Origin of the sequence: Streptomyces sp. NRRL F-6676 (assembly GCF_000725625.1) — a bacterium.
Taxonomy (GTDB): domain Bacteria; phylum Actinomycetota; class Actinomycetes; order Streptomycetales; family Streptomycetaceae; genus Streptomyces.
In genome coordinates this window covers 51,933-77,726 of sequence record NZ_KL647087.1, presented here as the reverse complement: position 1 = coordinate 77,726, position 25,794 = coordinate 51,933, and the positions used below count along the sequence as shown (strand labels likewise).

25 protein-coding genes and 1 pseudogene are annotated in these 25,794 nt (G+C 76.0%); 7 read left to right on the top strand and 19 right to left on the bottom strand.

Annotated features, from left to right (window positions below; all coding sequences use genetic code 11):
* Positions 1-250: 250 nt before the first annotated feature.
* Both IO29_RS35390 and IO29_RS35385 read left to right on the top strand, forming a co-directional pair.
* Positions 251-3,076, top strand: coding sequence for an ATP-binding protein (locus IO29_RS35390; protein ID WP_030383261.1), 2,826 nt, complete (start codon positions 251-253; stop codon positions 3,074-3,076).
* Positions 3,077-3,432: 356 nt separating this feature from the next.
* A complete protein-coding gene (locus IO29_RS35385) occupies positions 3,433-3,840 on the top strand; it encodes a TOBE domain-containing protein (RefSeq protein ID WP_030383260.1) in 408 nt (135 codons plus the stop codon).
* Positions 3,841-3,851: 11 nt separating this feature from the next.
* On the opposite strand, the gene IO29_RS35380 is transcribed toward IO29_RS35385, so the two are convergent.
* The 4 genes from IO29_RS35380 to IO29_RS35365 form a co-directional block, all read right to left on the bottom strand.
* Entirely contained in the window at positions 3,852-4,289 is a 438-nt protein-coding gene (locus tag IO29_RS35380) for a protein-tyrosine phosphatase family protein (protein WP_030383259.1), read from the bottom strand.
* 38 nt (positions 4,290-4,327) lie between these two features.
* Positions 4,328-5,479 (bottom strand): FUSC family protein, encoded by a 1,152-nt coding sequence (locus tag IO29_RS35375; RefSeq protein WP_106969945.1) that lies wholly within the window; start codon positions 5,477-5,479, stop codon positions 4,328-4,330.
* A 358-nt stretch (positions 5,480-5,837) separates the two neighbouring features.
* Positions 5,838-6,149, bottom strand: coding sequence for a DUF3040 domain-containing protein (locus IO29_RS35370; RefSeq protein WP_030383257.1), 312 nt, complete (start codon positions 6,147-6,149; stop codon positions 5,838-5,840).
* Positions 6,150-6,215: 66 nt separating this feature from the next.
* On the bottom strand, positions 6,216-7,205 hold the full coding sequence (locus IO29_RS35365) for a polysaccharide pyruvyl transferase family protein (protein ID WP_106969944.1): 990 nt from the start codon (positions 7,203-7,205) through the stop codon (positions 6,216-6,218).
* A 74-nt stretch (positions 7,206-7,279) separates the two neighbouring features.
* Here IO29_RS35365 and IO29_RS35360 point away from each other — a divergent pair, with 74 nt between their 5' ends.
* Positions 7,280-7,645, top strand: a complete 366-nt coding sequence (locus tag IO29_RS35360) for a TraR/DksA family transcriptional regulator (RefSeq protein WP_030383255.1) — start codon at positions 7,280-7,282, stop codon at positions 7,643-7,645.
* On the opposite strand, the gene IO29_RS39185 is transcribed toward IO29_RS35360, so the two are convergent.
* Positions 7,632-7,790, bottom strand: coding sequence for a hypothetical protein (locus IO29_RS39185; protein WP_199806972.1), 159 nt, complete (start codon positions 7,788-7,790; stop codon positions 7,632-7,634). The two genes, IO29_RS35360 and IO29_RS39185, sit on opposite strands and share 14 nt — an antisense overlap.
* A gap of 143 nt (positions 7,791-7,933) precedes the next feature.
* On the opposite strand from IO29_RS39185, the gene IO29_RS35355 reads away from it, so the two are divergent.
* Entirely contained in the window at positions 7,934-9,052 is a 1,119-nt protein-coding gene (locus tag IO29_RS35355) for a YihY/virulence factor BrkB family protein (RefSeq protein ID WP_030383254.1), read from the top strand.
* Between the two features lie 27 nt (positions 9,053-9,079).
* Entirely contained in the window at positions 9,080-9,355 is a 276-nt protein-coding gene (locus IO29_RS40510; RefSeq protein ID WP_420705405.1) for a DUF3618 domain-containing protein, read from the top strand.
* Between the two features lie 41 nt (positions 9,356-9,396).
* Here IO29_RS40510 and IO29_RS35345 read toward each other — a convergent pair whose 3' ends face one another.
* From IO29_RS35345 to IO29_RS35335, 3 genes are all read right to left on the bottom strand, one after another.
* Positions 9,397-9,603, bottom strand: coding sequence for a hypothetical protein (locus IO29_RS35345; RefSeq protein WP_030383252.1), 207 nt, complete (start codon positions 9,601-9,603; stop codon positions 9,397-9,399).
* A gap of 165 nt (positions 9,604-9,768) precedes the next feature.
* The gene (locus IO29_RS35340; RefSeq protein WP_030383251.1) at positions 9,769-10,401 is read right to left on the bottom strand and encodes an NAD(P)-dependent oxidoreductase; all 633 of its coding nucleotides are present in this window, start codon (positions 10,399-10,401) and stop codon (positions 9,769-9,771) included.
* Positions 10,402-10,640: 239 nt separating this feature from the next.
* Positions 10,641-11,084, bottom strand: coding sequence for a MarR family winged helix-turn-helix transcriptional regulator (locus IO29_RS35335; protein WP_030383250.1), 444 nt, complete (start codon positions 11,082-11,084; stop codon positions 10,641-10,643).
* A 301-nt stretch (positions 11,085-11,385) separates the two neighbouring features.
* Here IO29_RS35335 and IO29_RS35330 point away from each other — a divergent pair, with 301 nt between their 5' ends.
* Together IO29_RS35330 and IO29_RS35325 are read left to right on the top strand one after the other, a co-directional pair.
* Positions 11,386-12,273, top strand: coding sequence for an NmrA family NAD(P)-binding protein (locus IO29_RS35330; protein WP_051708018.1), 888 nt, complete (start codon positions 11,386-11,388; stop codon positions 12,271-12,273).
* Positions 12,270-12,920, top strand: a complete 651-nt coding sequence (locus tag IO29_RS35325; protein WP_030383248.1) for a hemerythrin domain-containing protein — start codon at positions 12,270-12,272, stop codon at positions 12,918-12,920. The genes IO29_RS35330 and IO29_RS35325 overlap by 4 nt, the downstream gene beginning before the upstream one ends.
* Positions 12,921-12,990: 70 nt before the next feature.
* On the opposite strand, the gene IO29_RS35320 is transcribed toward IO29_RS35325, so the two are convergent.
* From IO29_RS35320 to IO29_RS35270, 11 genes and pseudogenes are all read right to left on the bottom strand, one after another.
* Positions 12,991-13,908 (bottom strand): glycosyltransferase family 2 protein, encoded by a 918-nt coding sequence (locus IO29_RS35320; RefSeq protein WP_030383247.1) that lies wholly within the window; start codon positions 13,906-13,908, stop codon positions 12,991-12,993.
* Positions 13,905-14,792, bottom strand: coding sequence for a glycosyltransferase family 2 protein (locus tag IO29_RS35315; protein ID WP_030383246.1), 888 nt, complete (start codon positions 14,790-14,792; stop codon positions 13,905-13,907). Before IO29_RS35315 ends, IO29_RS35320 begins: the two co-directional genes overlap by 4 nt.
* A 5-nt stretch (positions 14,793-14,797) precedes the next feature.
* The gene (locus IO29_RS35310; protein ID WP_037840780.1) at positions 14,798-15,790 is read right to left on the bottom strand and encodes a glycosyltransferase family 9 protein; all 993 of its coding nucleotides are present in this window, start codon (positions 15,788-15,790) and stop codon (positions 14,798-14,800) included.
* A gap of 52 nt (positions 15,791-15,842) precedes the next feature.
* On the bottom strand, positions 15,843-17,300 hold the full coding sequence (rfaE2, locus tag IO29_RS35305; RefSeq protein WP_030382916.1) for a D-glycero-beta-D-manno-heptose 1-phosphate adenylyltransferase: 1,458 nt from the start codon (positions 17,298-17,300) through the stop codon (positions 15,843-15,845).
* Positions 17,301-18,300: 1,000 nt separating this feature from the next.
* A pseudogene (locus IO29_RS35300) lies at positions 18,301-18,864 on the bottom strand (D-sedoheptulose-7-phosphate isomerase); the annotation flags it as partial.
* Between the two features lie 97 nt (positions 18,865-18,961).
* Positions 18,962-20,290 carry a glycosyltransferase gene (locus IO29_RS35295; RefSeq protein WP_030382918.1) on the bottom strand — a complete coding sequence of 443 codons (1,329 nt, stop codon included), beginning with the start codon at positions 20,288-20,290 and terminating at the stop codon, positions 18,962-18,964.
* Complete coding sequence (locus tag IO29_RS35290) at positions 20,287-21,249, bottom strand: glycosyltransferase (protein ID WP_030382919.1); 963 nt, start codon at positions 21,247-21,249, stop codon at positions 20,287-20,289. The genes IO29_RS35295 and IO29_RS35290 overlap by 4 nt, the downstream gene beginning before the upstream one ends.
* Entirely contained in the window at positions 21,246-22,325 is a 1,080-nt protein-coding gene (locus tag IO29_RS35285; RefSeq protein ID WP_030382920.1) for a glycosyltransferase family 9 protein, read from the bottom strand. The genes IO29_RS35290 and IO29_RS35285 overlap by 4 nt, the downstream gene beginning before the upstream one ends.
* Positions 22,322-23,014, bottom strand: a complete 693-nt coding sequence (locus IO29_RS35280; protein ID WP_078618543.1) for a D-glycero-alpha-D-manno-heptose-1,7-bisphosphate 7-phosphatase — start codon at positions 23,012-23,014, stop codon at positions 22,322-22,324. The genes IO29_RS35285 and IO29_RS35280 overlap by 4 nt, the downstream gene beginning before the upstream one ends.
* Positions 23,011-24,042, bottom strand: a complete 1,032-nt coding sequence (locus IO29_RS35275; RefSeq protein WP_030382922.1) for a glycosyltransferase — start codon at positions 24,040-24,042, stop codon at positions 23,011-23,013. The genes IO29_RS35280 and IO29_RS35275 overlap by 4 nt, the downstream gene beginning before the upstream one ends.
* Positions 24,039-25,664, bottom strand: a complete 1,626-nt coding sequence (locus tag IO29_RS35270) for a carbamoyltransferase family protein (protein WP_030382923.1) — start codon at positions 25,662-25,664, stop codon at positions 24,039-24,041. Before IO29_RS35270 ends, IO29_RS35275 begins: the two co-directional genes overlap by 4 nt.
* Positions 25,665-25,794: the final 130 nt, after the last annotated feature.

Genomic DNA, 25,794 nt, shown 5'->3' with positions numbered 1-25,794 from the left:
CCAGGGGCGCGAGGAACCGCGCGACCAGCCCCCACCTGCCCGCACCCGCCCCACAAAGCCCACCCACCCCCGTCCCTCCACACCCCCGTCCCTCCACACCCCCCGACTCGCTGTCCCTCCCGGGGTTGAAGGGGCGGAGCCCCTGGGGGACGGGGAGGGTAGGGGCGGCGGGGGCGGAAAACCTCCGTTCTGGGACGCTCGTGCCGCACTTAGGATTGGCCCCGGCCGACACGAGAGGGAGGCGGAGACCGTGGGACGCGAGTCCGAAGAACCCGGCAGAACCCGCCCCACCCCCCTCGTCACCCGCGAGGACCTCGCCGCCACCGCCCGCGACCAACTCACCCGCGGCGGCAGCGTCCTCCTCCACGGCCCCGCCGGCATCGGCAAGTCCACCGTCCTGCGCACCCTCGCCACCGAGCACGCCACCACCGCGGCCACCGTCCTGCGCTGCTCCGCCACCGAGTCCGAGTCCCACCTCCCCTTCCTCGCCCTCGCCGACCTCCTCGGCCTCGTCGCCGCCGACGTCGCCGACCACCTCCCCACCGCCCAGCGCACCGCGCTCGAGTCCGCGCTCACCGGCCGCGGCGAGTCCACCCTGGAGCGCGACGGCCTCGCGCTGCGCCTGGCCGTCCTGTCCACCCTGCGCGCACTCGCCACCCGCGGCCCCGTCCTGATCGTCGCCGACGACCTCCAGTGGCTGGACCCCGCAAGCACCGAACTCCTCGGCTTCGCCGCCCGGCGCCTGGGCGACATGCCGATCCGGATGCTGTGCGCCGTCCGCACCGAGACCGACCCCCGCAGCCCGGGTCCGGAGCACGACCGCTTCCTCCGCGCCACGCCCCCGGACACCCTCGCCGTCCGCGTCGGCCCGCTCTCCCGCCCGCAGACCGCCGAACTCCTCACCCGCCGCGGCTTCGGCGCCCTGCCCCGCTCCACCGTGCGGGACATCCACCGCACCTCCGGCGGCAACCCCCTCTTCGCCCTCGAACTGGGCCGCGCGCTCACCGACAGCCCCGTACCGCCCAGCCCCGGCGAGCCCCTGCCCGTGCCGACCTCGCTGCGCGCCCTCGTCCTCAACCGGCTGGAGGCGCTGCCCGCCGAGGCCCGCCGCACCCTCCTCGTCGCCAGCGCCGGCGCCCGCCCCACCCCCGCCCTGCTGCGCGCCGCGGGCCGGGAGAACGCGGAGGCGGAGATCGCGCAGGCCGCCGCGCTCGGGCTCCTGGTGAGCGACCGGGACTCCCCCGGCGTACGGTTCGCACACCCGCTGATCTCGGCGGCGCTGTACGCGGAGGCCGGCCCGCAGGAGCGGCGCTCGGCGCACGCGGCGCTGTCCACGGCCGCCTCCGACCCGATCGAACGCGCCCGGCACCTGGCCCTGGCCACCCCCGGCACCGACCCGGGCGTCGCCGAGCGGCTCGGCGAGGCCGCCGCCGCGGCCCGGGAGCGCGGGGCGCCCTCGGTGGCCGCCGGGCTCGGGCTGCTGGCCGCCCGGCACACCCCGCCGGACGCCGACCCGAGCCCGTCCGTACGGCGGTTGCAGGCGGCCGAGGACGCGCTGATCGCCGGGGAGACCGACCTCGCCCGCAACCTCGCCCGCCAGGTGCTGGCCGACGCCACAGGGGCCGCCGAGCGCGTACGGGCCTGGATCGTCGTCATCGAGTCGGCCGGGCACGCGCTCGGCGAGGTCGACGCCGCCTACCCGCAGGCGCTCGCCGACGCCGGCGAGGACCCCCGGCTGCTCGCCCTCGTCCACTACCAGCTGGCCTGGCGGGCCATGCTCTACGAGGGCGACTTCACCGAGGCCCGGCAGGAGGCCGCGCGGGCCGCCGCGCTGGCCGAGCGGGCCGGCGACCGGCGCACCGAACTGATGGCGCTCGCCTTCCAGGCCCAGGCCGAGACGCTGATGGGTCACCCGGACGCCCCCGCCACGATCAAGCGGGCGCTGAAGGAGCCGCAGGACCCGCGGGTCGCCTGCGACCACAACGGCGCCGGGTCCGCCCGCTTCCGCTGGCTGATCATGAGCGACCGGCTCGCCGAGGCCCGCACCACGATCAGCGCGCTGCTGCGCGAGGTGCGGCGGCGCGGCATGGTCGAGAGCGAGGTGCACTTCCTGCGCGGCCTCGCCGAGACGGAGCTGCGCTCCGGGCACTGCGCCCGCGCCCTCGACCTGGCCCGGGAGAGCCTGCGGCTGGCCCGCGACACGGGGATCGGCCAGGCCGCGGCGGCGATGTTCACCTCGCTCGCCGAGGCGGCGGGCGGTGACGTGGACCGGGCCCTGGCGCTGGCCCGGGAGGCGGTGGCGCGCGCCGAGGACCACGGCGACCAGGTCTATCTGTCCCGCGCGCTGGGTGCCCTCGGGCACGCCCAGTTGGTGGCCGGGGACGCGGCGGGCGCGGTGCGGTCGCTGCGGCGGGTGCGGGGCCTGGAGGAGCAGCTCGGCGTCACCGACCCGGCGCGCGGGCGCTGGCACGGCGATCTCGCCGAGGCACTGGTGCGCGTCGGTGAGCCGGCGGAGGCGCAGCGGCTCGTCGACGTCACCCGCGTACGGGCCTCCGCGCTCGGGCGGGAGAGCGTGCTGGCGGTGCTGGACCGGGCGGAGGCGCTGGTACGGGCGGCGCGGGGCGACGTCGACGGCGCGGTACGGCAGCTGACGTCGGCGCGGGACCGGCTGGGGCGGCTCGGGTACGGCCTCGAGGAGGCGCGGGCGGTGTACGCGCTGGCCGGGCTGCGCGGGCGACGGCCACCGGCCGCGTCCTACGAGGAGGCCGCGCGGTTGTTCCGGCGGTGCCGGGCGGTGCCGTGGCTGCGGCAGGTGGAGGCGGAGCCGGTGGACGGGGCGGGGGCCTCGGCGGCGGTACCGGTGGGGGTGCCGCCGGGGGCGCTGGCCGGACTCGCGGCGACGGAGCGGCAGGTGGCGGCGCTGGTGATGGAGGGCGCGACGAATCGGGAGATCGCGGCGCGGCTGTTCATCAGCGTCAAGACGGTCGAGGCGACGCTGACGAGGGTGTACCGGAAGCTGGGTATCCGCTCCCGGGTGGACATCGTCCGGCTGGCGGCGACCCGGCGCGTGGAGTGATTTCTCCGCCCCGCCGCCCCCGCCGCCCCTTCCCGTCCCGACCCGGGGTTCCGCCCCGGACCCCGTGAAGGAGTGCGCCCACGCGGCGGAGCCGCATGTCGGCACAGCCCCGCGCCCCCTGAAGCTGCGCCGCGTCACCGAGGGTTTTCCCTGTGTGCCGGGCGTAGGGGGTTCCCCCCTTGGGGGACCGGAACCGGACGTTTTAGCGTGTCGTCCGTGCCGCTCGCCCGGGCAGACGGAGGGACGGTCCCGCGTTCCCCGTCGCACACCGAGCCAGGGGGCGCTGCGGGCCTCCACGAGCGGCCCGCAACGCCCCCTGTCCACCGCGTGAGGTGCCGCGGGCTATCTTGACGGCCATGCAGTCCTACACCATCGGCCAGGCCGCCCGCCTGCTCGGCGTCAGCCCGGACACCGCGCGCCGCTGGGCCGACGCGGGCCGCATGGCCACCCACCGCGACGAGGGCGGACGCCGCCTCATCGACGGCCGCGACCTCGCCGCCTTCTCCGTGGAGCTCGCCCGCACCGGCGGCACGGCGGACGGCGGCGACGGCCTCCCCTCGTACACCTCGGTCCGCAACGCGTTCCCCGGCATCGTCACGGCCGTCAAGCTCGGCGACGTGGCCGCGCAGGTGGAGATCCAGGCGGGCCCGCACCGCCTGGTCTCGCTGCTGACCCGCGAGGCGGTGGAGGAGCTGGGCCTGGAGGTGGGGGTGGAGGCCACGGCCCGGGTGAAGTCGACGAACGTGCACATCGACCGGGCCTGACGCCGCCGCGCTCAGCCCCGCCCGAACCCCCGTACGTACCGCTTCTGCCACGGCGTCTCCACCGCCCGCCGGTCGTAGTGCCGCCGTACGAACGCCACCGCGTCCTCGGCCGGTACGCCGTCGAGGACCGCGAGGCAGGCCAGCGCCGTCCCGGTCCGGCCGCGTCCGCCGCCGCAGGCGAGCTCGACGCGTTCCGCACCGGCCCGCTCCCAGGCGTCGGTGAGCACCTCGCGGGCCCGCGCCCGGTCGGCGGGCAGCCGGAAGTCCGGCCAGCGCAGCCAGCGGGACTCCCAGTCGGTCTCCGGCGGCCGGCCGCCGAGCAGATAGACGCCGTACTGCGGCGTGCTGCCCGGCGGCAGCGGGTGCCGCAGTCCGCGCCCCCGGACCAGCCGGCCCGAGGGCAGTCGCAGGATGCCGGGCTCGCCGGCCCGCCAGGTGTCGTCGGCCATGTCCTCAACCTAACGGCCGCCGGGGCGGCGGGCCCCGCTCACCCGTCACGTTCCGCGGGCGCGAGCTGGTCGGCGAGACGGCGGGCCTGGGTGAGCAGGGTGCCGTAGGTGGCGAGGTCCTCGGGGTCGCCGCCGGCCGCGTCGGGCAGCCGGCGGCGCAGTTCGTCGAGGGAGTGACGCAGCCGTGCGACGGCCTCGTCGAGTTCCGCCGCGGAGCCGTCGTCGAAGCGGACCGCGCTGTAGAGGCGTACGGCGTCGGCGGCCCGGCGCAGGAACGCGGCGTAGGGGCCGGCGATCCGGGAGCCGGGCCAGGACGCCCTGCGGTCCTCGCCCACGGTCTCCAGGACGGTGCGGGTGACGCCGGCGGTGTGGACGGCGACGTAGTCGAAGACGGCGACGGCGTCGTCGTACGCGCTGCCCGGCTCGGCGACGGCACGGGAGCGGCGGCGCGGGTTGACGCGCAGGCTCTCGCGGCTCCACCCGAGGGCGGAGCGGGCCTGGTCGACGAGGCGGCTGAGGTGGAGGGCGCGTTCGTGCCAGTCGCCGGCCTCGGCCGCGTCCCACTCGCCGCCGTCGAGCCCCTCGGCCACGTCCTCCATCACGGACCGCGCCTCGTCGGCCGCGTCCTCCAGGGCGGCGCGCGGGCTGCGCAGATACACCGGCGGCCGGATCAGCACATTGACGGCGATGCCGACCAGTGCGCCGAAGGCGGCCTCGCCGATCCGGGCGGCGGAGGTCAGCACGCCGACGGACGGGCCGGTGAGGACGAAGAGGGCGCCGGTCGCCGCGTAGATGCCCTGGCTGCCCAGGCGCCGCCAGTTGCCCAGCAGGACGGTGGCGGGGAGCACCACGGCCATCGCGAGCAGCGTGTTGTTCAGGGCGAGGGCGAAGGCCGTGGCGACGACGGTTCCGGTGGCGATCGCGGCGAGCTGCTGCAACCCGTGCGCGATCGAGCGGTACACCGTCGACTCGACGAGGACGATGGCGACCCAGGGGGCGACGAAGGCGACGGGTGCGTTCAGCCACCAGCCGGCGGCGAGCCAGGCGAGGAAGGCGGCGAGGGCCGCCTTGAACGCCTGCACGACCAGGTCGCGTTCGCGGCCGGGTCCCGACCATGCGCGGTGGGCGGTGAGGACCCCGGCCCTCATCTGCCCATGGACGGTCTGCGTCGCCTTTCGGTACCAGTGCATGGGAGATCAGGTGCCACGTTGAGGGCACCCGATGCGTGCCCCCTCCGGGGGAAGCGGGTGGGTTCGCTCACGTACGCCGGGACGGCACCGGAGGCAAGCGACATGAGGGGCTCCGCCCCCGGGGCAGCCTCGGGGCTACGCCCCAACCCCCAAGGGGGCTCCGCCCCCTGGACCCCCGGATGACGACCGGGGCTGCGCCCCTGGACCCCGGTCCACCCCGGCTGTCCCAGGGGCGCGGGGCTGTATCAATGTGCGGCTCCGCCGCGTGGGCGCGACCAGCCACCCACACGCCGCACCCGCCAAGCAACCGCAGGCAACCAGGGCGAGCCGTGAACCCAAGAAGCTAGACCCTGCCCCGTCAGGGGCTGGACCGCCGGCACAGGAGCCGGAAGACCCCGAACAGCGCCACCGGCCACACCGCCGCGAAGGACCAGATGACCGCCGGCTCCCCCGTGCAGATCCCCGTCACCATCAGCGCCACCGCCACGCACAGCCACACCGCCACCACCGCGGCCCTCGGCTCGTAGGACGCGAGCCGGCGCGGGTCCGGGCCTCTGCGCACCCGCAGCGTGCGCAACCGCCGGTCCAGCCGCCGGTTGCCGCGCCGGAGGGCGGCCTCCATGTCCTCGAGTATCCGCTTCTCGTGATCGGGGATCCGGCCGGTGGTCACTGTGGTTCCTCCCGGAAACGCCTGGCCTGTGGACGCTCTGTGCGGGTGCCCGCGGACCCCGGGGGACTAACCACCGCGCGGCGCCCCCGACTCCCGTGTCTCCAGGGCCGCGAGCAGCCCCGCCGTGCCGTCCCGGGCACCTGCCGTCACACCCGTCCCGGCGGCCCCGCGGAACTCCTCCCGCACCTGTCGCGCCGCCGCCCGTCCCGACGTCAGGCACCAGTCCCACCAGTGCTCGAGACGCCGTACGTCCAGCCGTTCGGCGCCGACCACCGCGGGCCAGCCGCAGGCGTGGGCCTGGGCGGTCACCTTCGCGCCGCCCTCGACCGGGTCGACGGCCAGCGCGGGCACGCCGGCCCGCAGTGCCAGCACCATGCCGTGCAGCCGGTCGGTCACCACCACGTCCAACCGGCCGATCACGGACTGGAGTTGGCCCGCCGTCGCGGCCAGCCGCCAGTCGTGGGCGTCCAGCCGGGTCTCCAGCGGCAGCCGCGCGCAGTCCTTGCCACCGAGCCAGCGCGTGAGCACCTCCGCGACCTCGTCGTGCCGCCGGCGCCCCCCGTACTCGCCCTGCCCATGGGTGAGGACCACCCCGGCCACCGGCGCGGAGGACATCTGCGGCGCGCCCGCGGCGAGGTCCCGCGCCGGTTCGCGGGAGGGCGCGTCCCGGGGCAGTACCCGGTGGAAGCCGCTGACCGCCGCGCTGCCGGGGTCGACCACGGAGACGCCCACCGCGATCCGTACGCACCCGGCGAACCGCTCGTGCAGCGCCGCCACCTGCGGCCCGTGCAGCGGCCCGCACAGGAACACCAGATGCGTGTAGTCCCCCGGCCGGACGGCGTCGAAGTGCAGTTCCCCGGGGCGGAAGCCGGGGCTCCAGACCGCGTCGTGGGCGAGGCCGGCCCGGTCGAGGACGTCCTCCACCCGGCGCAGGGCCAGGACGTCGCCCGCCGTCGCCTCGCCGTCCGCGAAGCTGAACCAGCCGACCAGCAGAATCCTTCGTCGCACCGTGCCCTCCCGTTGTCCGTCGGCGTGTGGCCGCCTGCCCGTCGGCATGTGGCCCGCCTGCCCGTCGGCGTGTGGTCCGCGCCCCGGCGGGAACCCGCAGGCGTCGAGAACGAGGAGCCGTCATGCCGACCGAAGAACTGTCAGCCCGGGATCTCGACGACCTCCGCGCCCGGCTCGCCGCGCGGGCGGAGGGGCTGCGTGCGGAGCTGGCGGCCGTGGACGCGCAGGCCGCCACGCTCTACACGGACTGCGATCCGGAAGCGGGCGATCTCGCCGCCAAGGTGACCGCCGCCGACCGGCTGCGCTCGGACGCCGAGCGGGCGCGGACGCTGCTGGAGCGGATCCGCACCGCGCTGGACCGCCTCGGCACCCCCGCGTACGGGCGCTGCACGGTGTGCGGCGAGCCGATCGCGCGCGACCGGCTGCTCGCCGTGCCGCACGCCGACGTCTGCGCCCGCTGCGGCCGCGGTCCGGTCAGGGCCCGCTGAGGTCCTCCGGGCCGTCGTCCGGCTCGCGCTCGCCCTCGGCCTGTGAGGGCGTCGGGTGCGGGACGTCCGTGCGGCCGCCGGCCGTCGCGTCGTCCGCGTCGTCCCGCTCGCCCTCCGCCTGTGAAGGGGTGACCTGCTCGTCCATGGCATCTCCGTCCGGTCCGCTGGGACAGATCGTTTCGCCCCGTCCGGGTTTCCCGGCGCCCCGGCGCCAAACGGCCGGTACAGGGACGTACGACGGTGTAAGGGACGGAGCGTGATCGGGCCCGTCGGGGATACCCGCACCGTATGTCTCGGCTATCGAAACTCGGACACAGGCACCAGGACGCGGACGCCGGCGCACGTACGGACGCCGACGCGGGCCCTGCCGCGGCCGCGGACCCTGCCGCGGGCGCGATCCCGGACAGCGGGGGCGGGGCGCAGCGGTACGGCCCGGACCCGGACGTGGAGCGCCGCGCCCCGGACACGCCGACCGAGCTGCCCGCACGCTCCTGGAAGGCGGTGCTCAAGGGCACCCTGCGCGAGTTCCAGGACGACGAGCTGACCGACCGCGCCGCCGCGCTCACCTACTACGGGGTGCTGGCCCTGTTCCCGGCGCTGCTGGTCCTGGTCTCGATACTCGGCATGACGGGCAGGTCGACCACCGACAAACTGCTGGACCAGGTCAACGACCTCGCCCCCGGCTCGGTCGGGGACATCGTCACCAACGCGGTGCACCAGTTGCAGGGCAGCGGCGGCACCGGCTCGATCATGGCGGTGGTCGGCATCGTCCTTGCGCTGTGGTCGGCGTCGGGCTACATCGCCGCCTTCATCCGTACGGCCAACGCGGTCTACGACATGCCCGAGGGGCGGCCGGTGTGGAAGGTGCTGCCGCTGCGGCTGGGGGTGACGGTGGTGCTGATGGTGCTGGCCGTCATCAGCTCCTGCATCGTGGTGTTCACCGGCGGCATCGCCAAGCGGACCGGGGACGCGCTGGGGCTCGGCGACACGGCGCTGACGGTGTGGTCGATCGCGAAGTGGCCGGTGCTGGTGATCCTGGTGACGATCATGATCGCGATCCTGTACTGGGCCACGCCCAACGCGAAGGTCCGCAGCTTCCGGTGGATCACCCCCGGCAGCGCGCTCGCGCTGCTGATCTGGCTCGTCGCCTCCGCCGGGTTCGCGTTCTACGTCGCCAACTTCGGCTCGTACAACAAGACGTACGGGACGATGGCCGGCGTCATCGTCTTCCTGGTGTGGTTGTGGATCAGCAACCTGGCGATCCTGCTGGGCCTGGAGTTCGACGCGGAGACGGCACGGCAGCGGGCGGTGGCGGGCGGGCTGCCCCCGGACGAGGAGCCGTACGCGGAGCCGCGGGACACGCGGGCGTGGGACGAGCAGGACAAGCGCCGCCTGGAGAACGAGTGAGTGACCGCTACGAGGAAGGACATGCCGATGGCATCGATGGCTGAGCGGAGTCCGTCCGGTGGGGACGGCCCCGCCACCAGGGAGGAACTGCGCGAACAGATCGCGCACACCCGTGCGGAGCTGGGCCGCACGGTGGAGGAGCTGGCCGCGAAGACGGATGTGAAGGCCAGGGCCCGGGAGAAGGCGGCGGCCGTGCGGGAGCGGGCGGCGGGGGTTCCGGTGGTACCGGTGGTGGGCGTGGTGGTGGCTGTGGTGGCCGTGGGAGTGGGGCTGCTGGTGGTACGGAGGGGGCGCCGGCGCTGAGCCGAGTGGGGTGAGGGTGTGACGCCGTCCGGGGCTGTGCCTCAGGCGGCGTCGCGCTGTTCGGCGGGGGCGGTGCGGTCGTGGGCGGTGCGGCCGCCCGGGATGAGGCGCAGGTGGCGGCGGTGGTGGGGCGTGCGGGCATGGCGGGGTGTCTCGGGGGTGGTGAAGAGCCGTTCCTCCCACCAGGACAGGGCGGCGAGGGTGACTCCGGCGAGGGGGAGCAGCAGGACGGCGACGACGACGAACACGGGGGCCCCTTTTCATGCGGTTCGCGTGAGCGGGTGCCCCGGGGATGCGAGGGAAGGGGGTGGGCAGCGTGAAGGTCCGGTGACCGAAGGCCGCACGGAGACGCGGCGGAGGGGTACGGGTCGCCACGGCTGACGTCCCACGGTGCCGCGGCCTACGGCGGTGACCTATGCGGCGTCCGTGACCACGGCGACCTGCCGGACGAAGGTGCCTTCCACGGCGGAGCGGAGGAGGAAGTCGGCGACGTTGCCGCGAGAGGCCGAGGGAAAGAGCGGCATTTTCGTGACGTCCGCGAGCGCGACGGCGTTGTAGCGGGCGCTGTCACCGTTGTTCAGTGCTCCGGGGTATTCGAGGGTCCATTTCAGATCGCTGGCCCTCAGGAGCACTTCCGATGCGGCTTTGTCCGCGTAGACCTTCCGAAGCACGGTTCGGAAAAGGGGACCGACGAGGAATGAGGCTTTGGCGAGGGAGTCGCCGACTCCGAACGCGGACAGAAGGACGAAACGGTCGACACCTGATGTTTTCGCGGATGCGATGACCGCGCGGACGGTGTCGGTGATCAGCGTTGGGGTCGCGCGGGCGTTCTTCACTCCGAGCGCGCTGATGATCGCGTCGTGGCCTCGGGCCGCCGTCCCGATCACGGCGGCGTCGGTGACGTCGCCACTGACGATTCGGGCGCGCGGATCAACGGTGGCGTCGGCCCGCCGAACCAGGGCGGTGACCTGGTGCCCCTGGTCCAATGCCTTTCGCGTCAAGAGAATGCCGGTGCGCCCGGTTGCTCCAAGAACGAGAAACTTCATGATGGTCCGCTCTCTGCTGAAGGATGCGGCGGCGGCCCGTGCGGCAACAGCCGGCCCGTCCGGGCACCGCACACCGCGGCAGCCGGCCGCCCATCATCCGGGACATAGTCAGGATCATTACCAATGTAGTCAGAGAAGCTGACTATGTCAAAAGCGGAGCCGAGACCCGTCGGCACCCGCCGGCTCCGACGGGCCGGGGCCGGCGGGTGCCGGTGCGGACGGCTCGGCGCGGCCCGGGCCTACCGTGCGTAGGGGTCGGTGATCTCGCGGAGCTGATCGAGGATCTGCTCCAGCAGCGCGAAGTTGCGGGTACCCAGGTAGGCCTCCCACTCGGAGAGGATCTCGTCGAGCGTCGCCTTGGCCACCTCGACCGCCCGTCGGCCACGCGGCTCGATCGAGATCAGCCGGGCACGGCCGTCCGCGGGGTCGGGGACCCGGCGGACGTAGCCCAGGCGCTCCAGCTGATCGACCATCACGCCGGCACTCTGCTTGGTCACCTGCGCCTGGTCAGCGAGGTCCGTGAGGCGCGACCCCTCCTGGGCGACACGCTGGAACACCCGGCACTGGGCGAGGGTCCAGTCGTCGAACCCGGCGTCCCGCAGGGCCCGGTAGATCCGGTCCTCGGTGTACCGGTACGGGATGAACAACGCCGTCCCCAGATCAACCCGCCGCTCGTCACCCATGTCGCTCCCAGCCTCGTCGTCCGCCTGATTCCGCGAGGTCCACACCCTATGGCGCCGCCCATCGGACCGCGGGGCGGCATGTACCGGGACGCCACGCTCCGCGCACACCGTCCACCCCTCGGCGACCTCCCACCTGCCGATGTTGCCATCGGTTCGGATGCGTGACTATATTGATAAGGAAAGCTGACTAGTTTAGAGGGCGGCGGTCGCTCTGGTGCGCCGCGAAGCCGAGCGAGAGCCGGCACGCCCACCGCAGCTCCCCCCTCACCCCGAAACCCGATCTCACAAAGGACCAGAACCCATGATTTTGGTTACCGGAGCCACCGGCACCGTAGGTTCGGAAGTCATCACCGCGCTTCTCCCCACCCAGGCAGGTCGACTACGGGCTCTCACCCGCAATCCCGGCGCGGTTTTCCCGGACGGCGTCCAGAAAATCGTGGCCGATCTCGGTGACAGCGATCCGACACCCGTGCTGGACGGTGTACGCGCGGTGTTCTTGCTGACCGAGGGCCTCCACATCGCCGCACACGATCACCGACTCGTCGCCGCGGCGCGGCGAACGGGCGTGGAGCGGATCGTCAAGCTGTCCGTGCGCAACGTCGGGCACGGCGCCACCGACCCGATCACTGCCCTGCACCGCGCCGGCGAGGATGCCCTCCGCGACAGCGGCATCGGATGGACGTTCCTGCGGCCCACCGCGTTCATGTCCAACGCGCTCGACTGGGCGGGAATGATCGCCGCCGGGCAGGTCGTGTACGCCCCGTTCGCCGGTGGCCGGGCGGCCGTCGTCGACCCGGCGGACATCGCGGCCGTCGCCGCGGCCTGTCTCACCCAGGACGGCCACGAGCACCGTGTCTACGAGCTCACCGGCCCCGAACCGCTCAGCCCCTCCGAACAGGTCGCGATCCTCGGCCAGGTGCTGGGCCGCGATCTGCGCTACACCGAAGCCGACCCGGCCGACACGCTCGCGCGGATGGTGTCCTACGGCATGCCCGAGGAGCTCGCGCACGCCGTCATCGAGCTCTTCCGCTCCACCGAGGAGCCGTACAACTCCGAGCCGACAGGTGACGTCACCGCGGTCACCGGCCGCCCGGCGCGCGGCTTCGCCGACTGGGCCCGGGCCCACCGCGACGAGTTCCCCGCTCCCGAAACCGTCCGGAACGCCGCGACGATCGAGGAGTCGCGGTGACGACCTCCGGCCCCGGGGTGGACACCCACGAGATGGTGCTGATCCACCGTGTCATCCGGCGCGAGTTCGGCCGGCTCCCCCGACTTCTTCGCTCCGCGGCCGACGACCGTGCACGATCGAAGGTCATCGGCGCGCATGCCCGGGAGATGCTGGACTTCCTGCACACCCACCACACCGGCGAGGACGAACTGCTCTTTCCCTTGCTGCGCGAGCGCACCGCGCTCGATCCGGATCTGCTGGACCGGATGGACGCACAGCACATACAGGTCGACGACGCCGTCACAGCCGTCGACGCGGAACTGCCGGCGTGGACGGCCACCGCCGACGCGGCCACCGGCGAGAAGATGGCCGCCCGTGTCGAAGCCATGATGCCGACGCTGATCGATCACCTCGCCGAGGAGGAGCAGAAGGTGCTCCCGGTCGTCTCGGTCACCCTGACGCAAGGCGAATGGGACGCACTCGGCAAGCACGGCATCAGCGCGATCCCGCTCACCCGGCGACTGGTCATCCTCGGCCACATCACCGAGGAAGCCGACGACGCGGAACGTCGGAGGTTCATGCGGGTCGTACCCGCCCCGGCCCGTCTGGCCTACAAGCTGATCGGCCACCGTCAGTTCCTCCGCGAAACCGCCGCGCTCCGCGGCTGACCCGGCTCGCGCCCCGAGGCCGCGGCGGCGATCGGCTCCTGCGCGGAGCAGGGAGCTGCCGGCCCCGCACTCAGTTGCCGTAGTGGCGGGCCTTCGAGCGGCGTTGGGTGTCGTCCAGGAGGCGGAGCCTCGACTCCACCTCCGGCGGCACCACCCTCCGCTCCCGCACCACCCACGGCACCCCCGCCGCGGCCAGCGCGAACCCGCGCAGGGACGTCGTGTCCCGCGGCACCGTCCGCGCCATGTGCACCGTCTTCCGCAGCGCCACCCCCGCCGGCCGCCGCAGCCACGAGAACCACAGCGTGTTCCGGATCCCGTGCGCCCGCCGCAGCGAGGCGTCCCGTGCCACCGACGGGGCGTGGTGGATCGTCAGCTCCTCCGCGTACGCCAGCCACCATCCGGCCGCCGCGAGGTCCGCCGCCAGCAGTTCCTCCTCCCCGCCCAGCCACAGCCGGGGGGAGAATCCGCCGACCGCCCGGAACGCGTCCGCCCGCAGCGCGGTCGCCGCCGCGAGGAAGGAGCCGAGCGCGGGCCCGGGCAGCCAGTCGGGGCCGGGGATCGGCGAGTCGCGCAGTTCGGCGACGATCGGGTCCTCGGTGCCCGCCGGTTCCACCAGGATCCGCGCGGTGACGGCGGCGAGCCGCGGGTGCCGGTCGAGCAGGTCGGCCGCCGCGCTCAGCGACCCCGGCTCCCACCAGGAGTCGTCGTCGCAGAACGCCACGTACGGGGTCCGCACCCGCTCCACCGCCAGATTGCGGCCCACGGCGCCGAGGTTGCGGCCGGGCCGCAGCAGCGTCACCCAGGGGTGCCGCTCGGCGACCGCCTCCGCCGTGCCGTCGGTGCAGCCGTTGTCGGTGACGATCACCGGCGGAGCTTCCGGCAGCGCGGCCAACTGGTCCAGTGTGCGCATCAGTTCGGGCCGACGGTTGTGGGTGATGACGACGACGGTCGTCCGGTCGTCCTTGGGTGTGTGCTCCTCGTGGGTCATACCGGCTCCTCCTGCCGCGCGGGGGCCCGCTCCAGCCGGCGGACGGCCCGTTCCACCTCCGGCGGCAGCGGCCGGCGCTGCCGCAGCGCGGCCGGCAGCCGTACCAGTGCCTCGTGCAGCGCGCGGCGGGCGACGGGGTCGTGGCGGGCGTCGGCGGCCAGCCGCCGGGTGCGGCCGACGGCGTACGGCAGGGGGCGGCGCAGCCAGGCGGTGAGCAGTTCGTTGCGGCGTACGACGGCGGAGCGGTGCGGGCGGTCCGAGACCGCCGGGTGGTGGTGGGCGACAACCTCCGGGCAGTGGGTGACGCCCCAGCCACGGGCGGCGAGGTCGTAGGCGAGCAGGGTCTCCTCGGCGCCGAAGAACAGCAGCGGATGGTAGCCGCCCGCGTCGAGGTAGGCGGTGCGGCGGGCGACGGCGGCGCAGCCGAGGAAGCCGAGGACGCGGGTGCCGGGCAGCTCGGGGTCCGTGCCGAGGGGGGAGCCGGCGAGGACGGCGTTGAGCGGGTCGGGCTCGTTCGCGGGGCCGACCAGGGTGCGGGCGGAGAGCAGTCCGAGCCGGGGGTGGGCGTCGAGCAGCCGGGCGGCGGTGGCGAGGGCGCCGGGCTCCCACCAGGAGTCGTCGTCACTGAACGCCACGTAGGGGGTGTCGAGGGCGCGTACGGCGTCGGTGCGGGCGAGGGCGCCCCGGTTGGTGGGGAGGGCGAGGACGCGGACCTCGGGGTAGCGGCGGGCGAGCATCGCGGGGGTGCCGTCGGTGGAGCCGTTGTCGGCGACGACGACGGGGGGCCGTTCCGGGAGTGCGAGCAGGTGTTCGAGGGTGGTCGCGAGGGTGTCGGCCCGGTCGCGGGTGGCGAGGGCGATACCGACGGAGGGGGCGCGGGTCATGGGGGTCACCGGGAGGCTGGGAGGGGGGCGGGGTCGGCGGCCGGCAGCCGGCGGAGGGCGTCGAGCACCTCGTCCGGGGTGATGCGCAGCAGTGCCGGGTCGGGGGTGGCGGCGTGCGGGTCGCCCGGCGGCCCGGGGTGCCACAGGGCGCGGTGGCGGGGGTGCCGGGGCGGGCCCCACTGGCTGGGCGGGACGGGTCCGAAGAGGGTGACGGACGGGGTGCCGTACGCGACGGCCAGGTGCGCGATCCCGGTGTCGCCGCTGACGACGGCGTCCGCGCCGGCGACGAGCGCGGCGAGCCTCTCGAACGGCAGGCCGCCGGTGAGGACGTCCTCGGCGGGCAGTTCCGCGCGCCGGGCCGGCCCGGCCGCCAGCTCCTCCTCCCCCGGCCCGGCGGTGACGACCACTCGTCGGCCCTCCGCGCGGAGTTCGGCGGCGACGGCGCCGTACCGGTCGGCGGGCCAGCAGCGGGAGGGTGCGCCGGCGCCGGGGTGCAGGACGACCGCGCCGGGCGCCGGGGAGGGCGCGTCCGGCGGGGGGAGCCGGAGGTCGGTGGGGTCGGCGGGGATGCCGTAGGAGGTGAGCAGCCGGCACCAGCGGTCGCGTTCGTGCTCCTCGGCGTACCAGGGCGGGCCGTCGGGAGCCGCGAAGGCGAGGATCCGGCGGGGGCGCAGCGCCCGGAGCGGGCGCAGGCTCTCGGGGCCCTTGCCGTGCAGGTCGACGGCGAGGTCGGGGGGCGGCCCGGTCCAGTCGAGGGCGGCGGGGACGGCCCGCCCCGGGGCGGCGGCGGGCAGCAGCCGGTCGACGGCGCCGCTCGCCGCGGCGAGGGGGGCCAGGTCCGCGGGCGCGGCCAGCACGGTCTCGTGCTCCGGGAAGGCCCGGCGCAGCGCGCGCAGCGCGGGCACCCCGGCGAGCAGGTCCCCGAGCCCCAGCGCCCGCAGTACGAGCAGGCGGGGGCGGCGGGGGCTGGCGGAGGGCGGGGCGGGGCGCTGGGTCATGGGGCGGGACTCCGGGGTCGGGGGTGGCGAGAGGGAGGTGAGGGGTGGCGGGTCAGCTTCGCCGTCCGCCGCCGCCCCCGCCCCCCGCCGCCGCGGCGGCCGCCGCGCGGGCGGCGAGGCTGGTGCTGGAGCGGCCGTCGAGGTAGGGCAGCAGCACGGTCTGCCCGCCCCAGCCGTCGAGCAGCGCGGCCTCGGGGAGATCGGCGTGGGTGTAGTCGCCGCCCTTGACCCACACATCGGGCTTGAGCCGGGTGAGCAGGGCCTCGGGGGTGTCCTCGTCGAAGACGGCGACGGCGTCCACGCACTCCAGCGCGCGCAGTACGCGGACGCGGTCCGCGAGGGGGTTGACGGGGCGGCCGTCGCCCTTGCGGCGGCGGACGGAGGCGTCGGAGTTGACGCAGACGACGAGGCAGTCGCCGATGCGGCGGGCGGCCTGGAGCAGTCCGACGTGGCCCGCGTGCAGCAGGTCGAAGCAGCCGCCGGCGGCGACGACCGTGCCGCCGGTGGCGCGGACGTGCGCGATGAGCCGTTCGGCGTCACCGGTGGCGGGGTCGGCGTCATGAGGGGTCGGGGCCGTCGAACCGGTCGCCGCCGTACGGGCCTTCGAACCGGCCGTCTCCCACCGGAGCCCGCCCGCGCCGCCCGCGCCGACGAAGGCGCAGGCCGTGGTGACCGCGCCCTGGACGGCCTCGTCGGTGGCGGCGCCGTCGGCGAGGAGCCCGGCGGCCGTGGCGGCGAACCGGTCGCCCGCGCCGCAGCTGTCGCCGCCGTGCGCCTCGGGCGCCGGGACGAGCAGCGGGAAGTCGCCGTACGACAGCAGGGCGCCGCGGGCGCCGAGGGTGACGGCGACCGAGCCGACCCGCCAGTCCCGTACGAGGGCGGCGGCGCCGTGGGCGGTGGCGCGCAGGTCGTTGTCGCGAGCGGGGGCTCCGCCGTCCCCGGCGAAGGCCTTGGCCTCGGCGGCGGCGGGGGTGACCAGACGGGTGCCGGGCACGGGCGGGCCGCCGCGGGGGTGCGGGTCCCAGACGGCGGGGGGCCGTTCGGTGAGGGCGTCGCGCAGGACGTCGGCGGCGCCTCGGCCGTAGTCCGAGACGAGCACCGCGCGGGCCGAGCGGACCGCGGCGCGGGCCTCGTCGGTGGCGGCGGCGGCGCGGCCGGTGCCGCGGTCGACGCGGACCAGCGGGCGGCCCTGGGCCAGCACGCGGGTCTTCTCGGGCAGTGCGCCGGTGGTGGGCAGGGCGATCAGCGTGAGCCAGGGTTCGAGGAGCCGGCGCAGGGCGCGGGCGGCCGGGTCGTCGCCGAGGGCGGTGACGAGGGTGACCGCGCGGCCGTCGCGGGCGGCGAGGTAGGCGGCGAGGGCGGCGCCGCCGGGGCGCAGCCGTTCCTCGCCGTCGGCGACGACGGGGACGGGGGCGTCGGGGGCGAGCCGTTCGGCGCGCCCGGAGACGTCCCGGTCGAGGAGCGCGTCCCCGACGACGAGCAGCGGCGCGCGCACGGTGGAGTCACTCATCCCGCGGCCCCTTCCGTCCGGCCCCACGCCCCGGCACGGCCCGGTGCCGTCCGGTCCCCCCACGAAGACCGGCCCCCTCACGACCACCACCGGCCTGCGCCCGCCCGACGCCGCCGTTCCCGGGCCGGAGGACGCCGTCGGCCCCGGGCCGGGGAGTGCCGTCGGCGCCGGGCCGGAGGACGCCGTCGGCCCCGGACCGGGGAGTGCCGTCGGCCCCGGACCGGGAAGCACCGTCGGCCCCGGACCGGGAAGCACCGTCGAACGCGGACCGGGAAGCACCATCGGCCCCGGACCGGGAAGCACCATCGGCCCCGGACCGGGGAGTGCCGTCGGCCCCGGGCCGGAGGACGCCGTCGGCCCCGGACCGGGAAGCACCATCGGTCCCGGACCGGGGAGTGCCGTCGGCGCCGGACCGGGGAGTGCCGTCGGCCCCGGGCCGGGAAGCACCGTCGAACGCGGTCGTCCGCCGTGCGGGCCGCCCGTCGGCCGGTACGCCGTCACGGCCGGTGGCCTCTTCGGGGCGGAGGGCCCCACCGCGCCGCCCGAGGGCGTCGCCGACGGCGCCGTCGGGCGCGACCGGCCGTACACCGTCGAGCCGGTGCGCACCGTCACGCGCGGGGCGGGGGCCGGACGCGGTGCGCGTGCCGTCCGGTGCGGCGGGACGCCCGTCGCGGGGGCGGGCGGGAGCGGGCGGCGACGCCGTACCGTGCGAGGCTCCGGCGGGGGCTCCACCGGCGCCGGCCCCCGCCGGACCGGCCGCCCCGGGCCCCGCCGCCACCGGGCCGCCCCCCGCGGGACCGCCCACCGCGGGCTCCGCCACCGCGGGACCGAACTGCGGGGCGCCGTCGGCCCGCCCGTCGGCCCGGCCGGAGGGCGGCGGCTGCGCGCCCCGCGCGGAGCGCGAGACGTCGCGCGCGGCGCCGTCGGTGTGGGCGCTCAGGGAGCGGGCGATGCCCGTGCCGTGGGTTGTCGGGGGGTCGGCGGCGAGGAGGCCGTCGGCCTCCAGGGTGTCGTCGAAGGCGGCGCAGATCATGTGGACGGCGACCAGGTGGAGTTCCTGGACCGTCGCCGTCGAGGGGGCGTCCACGCAGAACGCCTCGTCGGCCGCGGCGGCCAGCGGATTGGGGGCGGGGCCGGTCAGCGCCCACACGTGCAGGCCGGCCGCCCGGCCGGCGTCCGCCGCGGAGAGCAGGTTGGCGCTGGCGCCGCTGGTCGACAGCAGTATGAGGACGTCGCCGGGGCGGCCGTGGGCGCGCACCTGACGGGAGAACAGCTCGTCGACGCCGTAGTCGTTGGCGATCGCCGTCGTGCTGGAGGTGTCCGCGTGGAGGGCGATCGCGGAGAACGGCGGCCGGTCGGTGCGGTAGCGGCCGACCAGCTCGGCGGTGAGGTGCTGGGCCTGGGCCGCGCTGCCGCCGTTGCCCGCGGCCAGCAGCCGGCCGCCCCCGCACAGCGCGGCGGCGAGCCGCTCGCCCCACCGGCCGGCCACCGCGGCCGAGCGGCGGAACGGCCCCAGGGCGTCGAGGAGTTCGTCGCAATGGCTCACGACGGGTGCGTATGTCATCGGGCCTTCTCCTCCGCGAGAGGGTTCTCCGGTCGGTTCACGTCCACGGGACGACGGCGGGCCGGCAGCGCGCCGCGCGCCGTACGCGGGCCGCGCATCAGGCGACCTCCGTGCGCAGCTCCCGGTCCGACGCGACCTGGCGGTACACCTGCTCCGCGCCGAGCGCCACCCGCTGCCAGGTGAAGCGGGCGAGGACGCGGTCGCGGCCGGCGGCGCCGTAGCGTCGCCGCAGCGCCGTGTCGTCGAGGAGTTCGCGGACCGCCGCGGCGATCGCGCCGGGGTCGCCGGGCGGGACGAGCCGCCCGGTGACCCGGTCGGCCACGCTGTCGCGGTGGCCGCCGACGTCCGTCGCCACGACCGGCACACCGCACGCCATGGCCTCCAGCGGCACGATCCCGAAGGGCTCGTACGCGGGCGTGCACAGCACCAGGTCGGCGCTGCGCATCAGTTCCGGCATCCGCGCCGGGTCGACCGCGCCGAGCAGCCGTACCCGGTCGCCGACGCCGAGGTCCTCGGCGAGCCGGACCAGCCGTTCGGCCTCGGCGTCGTCGGCGAGCAGGTGCTCCGGGGGGCCGCCGGCGATGAGCAGTTCGGTGTCGGGGATCCGCGGCAGGGCCTGGACGGCCTGGTCGTAGCCCTTGCGGCGGACCAGCCGGCCGATGGCGAGCAGCCGGTGCGCCGCGCGCCGTTCCGGCACCTGCCACCGCGCCGCCGCCCCGGAGCGTTCGGGGGCCGTGGGTCCGCCCGGACGCGGGGTCCCGCCGGCGCGCGGCCGGCCGTCGGCACGGGCGGTACCGTCCGCTCCCGGCCGCTCTCTCTCCGGCCGGAACTGCTCCGCGTCCACTCCGCACGGCACCACCGACACCCGCCGCGAGGGGACGCCCATCGCGGCGAGTTCGTGCACCTCGTCGCTGCATGTGGCGAGCACCCGGTCGCAGGTGCGGCCGAGCCCCCGCTCCACGCCGATGCGTTCGGGCGGGCTGGTGTCCGCCCGCCCCTGGTGGCGCCGCTTGACGGTGCCGAGGGCGTGGAACGTCTGCACGACCGGGATGCCGTGCGGGTGCGCGCCGAGCTGGGCGGCGATGCCGGACATCCAGAAGTGCGCGTGCACCACTTCCGGCCGGCCCCGCTCGCGGGCCCAGACCCGGGCCAGATACGCCCCGAACGCGGGCATGTGCGCGAAGAGTTCGTCCTTCGGGATCGGTTCGGCCGGCCCGGCCGGCACATGCTCGACGACGGCGCCGCAGGGCAGCGGCACCCGGTCGGGCAGCCCGGCCGCGTCCCGCCGGGTGTAGACGGTGACCTGGTGGCCGCGCCTGGTCAGCTCCTCCGCCAGGCGCGCCACGTACACGTTCTGGCCTCCGGCGTCGGGGCCGCCGAGCGCGGCGAGCGGACTCGCGTGCTCGGACACCATGGCGATCCTCATCGGGTCACCTCCTTGAACAGCCGCTCCCAGTCGTCGAGGAAGCGGGGGAGTCCGTAGCGGGCGAGCGCCGCCGCCCGGGCGCGCGCGCCGGTGCGGCGGGCCTGCTCGGGGTCGGCGACGAACTCCCGTACGGCGTCGGTGAGTACGTCGATCCGGTTGGACACCACCCCGGCGTCCTCGGGCACGGCCTCGGCGACCTCGGTGGTGGCGAGGGCGACCACGGGCATGCCCAGGTGCATCGCCTCCAGCAGGGACAGGCCGAGGGAGGTCCAGCGGACGGGGTGGACGTAGAGGCGGCGCCGGGCGAGCGCCGTGTGCAGTTCGCCCTGCACGAGTTCGTGGTCCCGGCAGCGCGCGGGGTCCAGACCCACGTGGCCGGCGAGGCCCGCGGTGCCCATGCCGAACACGTCGAGCGGCGCGGCGGCGGCGAAGGCGGGCAGCAGGTCGGTGCCGGTGGTGCGGCCGCGCCGCACCGGCTCGTTGACGACGACGGCCGCGTGCGGGAGTTCGCCGGTGTAGAGCGGGCCGGGGTCGACGATGCCGTGCTCGACGACGGTGGCCGGGGCGGAACCGGTGTCCCACATCAGCCGGTTGAAGTGGGTGACGTGCACGACGGGGATGCCGGGCAGGTCGGCGGCGGGGTGCCGGGTGTCGGGGACGTCCCCGTGCGGCGCGTTGTGCTCCAGGTACACGGCGGGCACGTCCCGGCCGGGGGTGCGGCCGAGCCACTCGCGGGCGAGCGCGAACTCGTGCGGGCGTTGCAGCACCACGAGGTCGAGCTCGGTGTGCCGCAGTTCGGCGGGCGGGAGTTCGACGACGGAGGCGGGCCAGTCCCAGGTCCGGGCCCGGCCGAGGCCGTCGGGGCCGCGGTCGGGGGTGACGGGGACGACGTAGGTGTGCGGGCCCTGGACGAACGCGGTGGTCCAGGAGCCGTGCACATGCCAGATCAGGATCCTCATACGGCCCTCACCTTCTCGACGGCCTCCTTGTTCACGGCCTTCTTCACGGCCTTCTTCTTCACGGCCGGCTTCTCCCGCGCCACCTTCTCGACGGCGGCCAGGACGTCGTGCGCGGTGACCGAGTCCAGGCAGGGGTGGCCGGGCACCGGGCAGGTCCGCGCCCTGCTGCCGGCGCACGGCGCGTCCTGGTCGCCGAGCAGCACGCACGGCACGCCGTACGGCCGCCACCGTTCGGCGGGTACGACGGGCGCGAACAGCGAGACGACGGGGGTGCCGACGGCGGCGGCGAGGTGCGCGGGCCCGGTGTTGCCGGTGACGACCGCCGAGGCGCCGGCGAGGACACCGGCGAGCCGTTCGGCGTCGGTACGGCCGCCGAGGTCGAGCCCCCGTTCGCCGGCCACGTGCGCGGTCAGGGCCCGCTCCCCCGCACCGCCGGTGACGACCACGCGGTGCCCGGCGGCGGCCAGTTCGCGCACGGCCTGGGCGCAGCGGTCGGGGCTCCAGGCGCGGGCGGGGACGCTGGCGCCCGGGTGCACCACGACGTAGGGCGCCTCCCCTGTCAGGTCACGGGTGTCGGGGGTGGTGCGGATGCGCGGGCGGCCGTCGTCGACGGCCGGGAACCCGGCGGCGGCGGCCAGGTCGAGCGCGGCCTCCACCTCGTGCGCGTGCGGCGCCCGGTGGTGCCGTACGTCGAGCAGCGAGCCGGGGTAGTCCTCGCTGTCGGCGGCGATCCGGGCGACGCCGGCCAGCCGCAGCACGAGGGCGGTGGGCAGCGGGGACTGGTGGAAGGAGGTGAGGACGAGCGCGGTGTCGGCGTCGATGCGGCGGGTGAGCCGGTCGATCTCCGCCCGGTCCACGTCCGGCGGCTCGAACCCGCCCCAGGGGGCGTCCCACACGAGGACGTCGTCCACCCCGGGCAGCAGCCGGGCGGCGGGCTCCCCCTTGGACCCGCACAGGAAGGTCACGTGCGTGGCACGCGCGGCGACGGCCCGGACGGCGGGCCCGGCGAGCAGCACGTCACCGAAGCTGTCGAGCCGTGCGACGAGGGCCCGGCCGGCGGTGCGCGGGGCGGTCATGCGGGCCTCCCGGGTACGGCGGTGGCGTCGTCGGTGACGACGTGCTCCCCGGTCATGGCGGCGGCACGGTCGGCGGCCGTGCCGCCGCCACCGTCTGCGCCCTCGCCGGCCGGGGCTCCGACGCCGTCACCGGCCCCGGCCGCGCGCCCGGTCAGCAGCGTGCGGACGGCCGTCAGCAGATCGGGCGCCACGCACGGCGCGGCGGCGATCTCCTCCGGCCGGGTCACCGGGGTCGGCACGAGCACGCCGTAGGTCCCGGCGCGGCGGGCGGCCTCGATGTCGGCGCCGATGTCGCCGACTACGACGCAGTGCTCGACGGGCACGCCCAGCCGTCCGGCGGCGGCGAGGACGAGCCCGGGGGCGGGCTTGCGGCAGGCGCAGCCGTCGTCGGGGCCGTGCGGGCACACGGCCCAGTCGTCGAACGGCCCGAGCAGGGCGTCGACGCGCGCGTTGACCCGTACGACGTCGGCGGCGCGGATCAGCCCGCGCGCCACCCCGGACTGGTTGCTGACGACGCCGGTCCGCACCCCGCGCTCCCGCAGCAGCGCCAGCGCCTCGCGCGCCCCCGCGACGGGCCGGACCCGCTCGGGGTCCCCGTTGTAGGGCACGTCCTCGACGAGCGTCCCGTCCCGGTCGAACAGCACGGCGCGCGGCGCGGGCGGGCCGCCGAAGGGTGTCGTGGCGGTCATGACGTCACCTCCCGCCAGGCGGGGGCCCGCCGGTGGCGCCAGGTGCCGGTGAGGCGGTGCCAGGTGGCGGCGGGCGGGATGAGGACGCTGGTCGCGAGCATCGTGTCGACCTCGTGCCGGGTGCGCGGTCCCGGCGCGATGCGGGACCAGGCGAACTCGGCGGTGCCCAGCGCCCAGCCGAGGCCGAGCGCGGCGGCGGCGCGCGGCCGGCCGAGGGCGGCGAGGACGCAGGCCCCCGCACCGGCGGCCGTGACGGCGATGTGCGTACGGATCCGGCCGCGCGGCGCGGCGGCCTCGACCCACCAGTCGGGGCCGTGCAGCCGGCCCATCAGCGCGTCGTCGGCGTTGCCGCGCTGCGCGCGCAGCGAGACCCAGCGGTCGGCGGGCCGCACCGGATGCCGGGTGGTGCGCCGCCCGCGCCGGATGCCCCACCCGGCGTCGAGGACGCGCAGCGCGAGGTCCGCGTCCTCGCGGAAGGCGCGGCGGAAGCGTTCGTCGAAGCCGCCGACCTCCTTGAGCACGGCGGTGCGGTAGGCCATGTCGGCGGTGATCCAGCGCGCCTCGGCGAGCCCGGCGGTGCCGCGCTCCCAGTCGGTGGGGCGGCGTTCGCCGGGCAGCGGCACGGCGATGACGCCCTGGATGCCGGCGGTGTCCTCGGGCGCCTCCTCGATGTCCTCGGCGAGCTGGGCGCACCAGTGCGGTCCGACCTGCACGTCGTCGTCGAGGAAGACCGTCCAGGGCGCGCCGACGGTCCGCGCCCCGGTGTTGCGGGCGGCGGCGGGCCCGCGCCCGCCGCTGGTCAGCACCCGGGTGCGGTCGCGCAGCTCGCCGAGGACCCGGAGCGGGTGTTCGAGCGCGGCGGGGTCCGCGTCCGGCTCCGGCCGGTCGTCGACGAGGACGATCTCGGCCGGCCGCGGCCCGGCCGCGGCGGCGAGCGCGGCGAGGCAGTCGGCGAGCGTGTCGCGGACGAGGGTCGGTATCACCACCGCGTACAGGGGCCCGTCCGTCGGTTCGAGGGGACCGGTCATGCGAAGGCCCTCCCGCGGCGGACGGCGAACGGCCCGATCGCGAGCAGGTCCACGGGCGCGGAGCCGAAGCACTCCAGCGCGTCGCGCGGGTCGTCGACCATGGGCCGGCCGGCCGTGTTGAGGCTGGTGTTGACGACGACCGGGATGCCGGTGCGCCGTTCGAAGGCGGCCAGCATCCGGGCGACGAGCGGCTCCTGGCCCTCGTCGACGGTCTGGATGCGGGCGGTGCCGTCGACGTGGACGACGGCAGGGATGCGGTCGCGCCAGTCGCGGCGGACGTCGTGCACGAAGAGCATGTACGGGCTGGGCAGCGGCCCGTCGAACAGGTCGGCGGCGCGGTCGGCGAGCACCATGGGGGCGACGGGGCGGAACTCCTCGCGGCCCTTGACCCTGTTGAGCCGTTCGAGGTTCTCGGCGCGGCCGGGGTGGGCCATCAGGGAGCGGTGGCCGAGCGCGCGCGGCCCGAACTCGCTGCGGCCCTGGAACCAGGCGACGACGCCGTCGCGGGCGAGTTCCTCGGCGACCGTCTCGGCGATGTCGTCGGGCCGCTCGTAGGGGACGGCGGCCTCGTCCAGCCAGTGCCGGATCTCGTCGTCGCTCCAGCCGCGGCCGAGGTCGGCGCCGGCCATGGGCTGCGGGTCGCGGGCGACGTACAGGGCGGCGCCGAGCGCGGTGCCGGCGTCGCCGGCGGCGGGCTGGACCCACACGTTCCGGTACGGGCCGAGGCGGGCGAGTTTGGAGTTGGCGACGCAGTTGAGGGCGACGCCGCCGGCCATGGCGAGCGAGTCGCCGCCGGCCTCGCCGTGCAGCCACTGGGCCAGCTCCAGCAGGGTCTCCTCCAGGACGGCCTGGGTGCTGGCGGCGAGGTCGGCGTGGTCCTGGTTCCACTCCTCGTCCTTGGCGCGGGCGGGCGCGAGGGCGGCCCAGTCGACGCCGTGCGCGGTGAAGCCGCCGTCGCCGGTGGCGTGCACGAACTGGCGTATCTGGGGCAGGAAGCGGGGCTTGCCGTAGGAGGCCAGCGCCATCACCTTGTACTCGTCGCTGGAGCGCAGGAAGCCGAGGTGCTCGGTGAGCTCCTCGTAGACCAGGCCGAGGGAGTGCGGCAGCGACTGCTGGGCGAGGGTGTGCAGTTCGCCGCCCTCGAAGCGGCCGGCGAGGTGCGAGGCGGCCTCGCCGCGGCCGTCCAGGACGAGGACGGCGCTGTCCGGGTGCGGGGAGGCGGGTCCGGCGGAGGCGGCGTGCGCGGCGTGGTGCGGTACGAACACGACCTTCTCGGGGTCGAGTCCGGGCAGCGCCTCCGCGAGGAACTCGGGGGCGCGGCGGGCGTACTCCAGGCGCAGCGGGTCCCAGGGGTCGAACAGCCCCATGTCGGCGGCGGGGCGGGCGAGGCCGGGGTCGAAGGAGTACGCGACGGCGTCGAGTTCGTCGGCGCGTATCCCGGCCTCGGCCAGGCACCAGCGGGCCGCCTGCTCCGGCAGCTCCCACGCGGAGAACGGCACCGGGCGCTTGCCGTGCTTGCGCCGGCTGAACCGCTCCTCCTCCGCGGCCGCGACCGTGACACCGTCGAGGACGAGGGCGGCGGCGGGGTCGTGGAAGAGGGCGTTGATGCCAAGGATGCGCATGGTGGGGACTCCGTCGCGTTCGGCGGGTGGGGGCCGTGTTCCTGTGGATACGGCGAGTGGCCTCCCGCAGCAGTCTTAAACTCTTTGAGACGACTCGGTGGGGTCTGCGACAGTTCGCAACCGTTTGCCA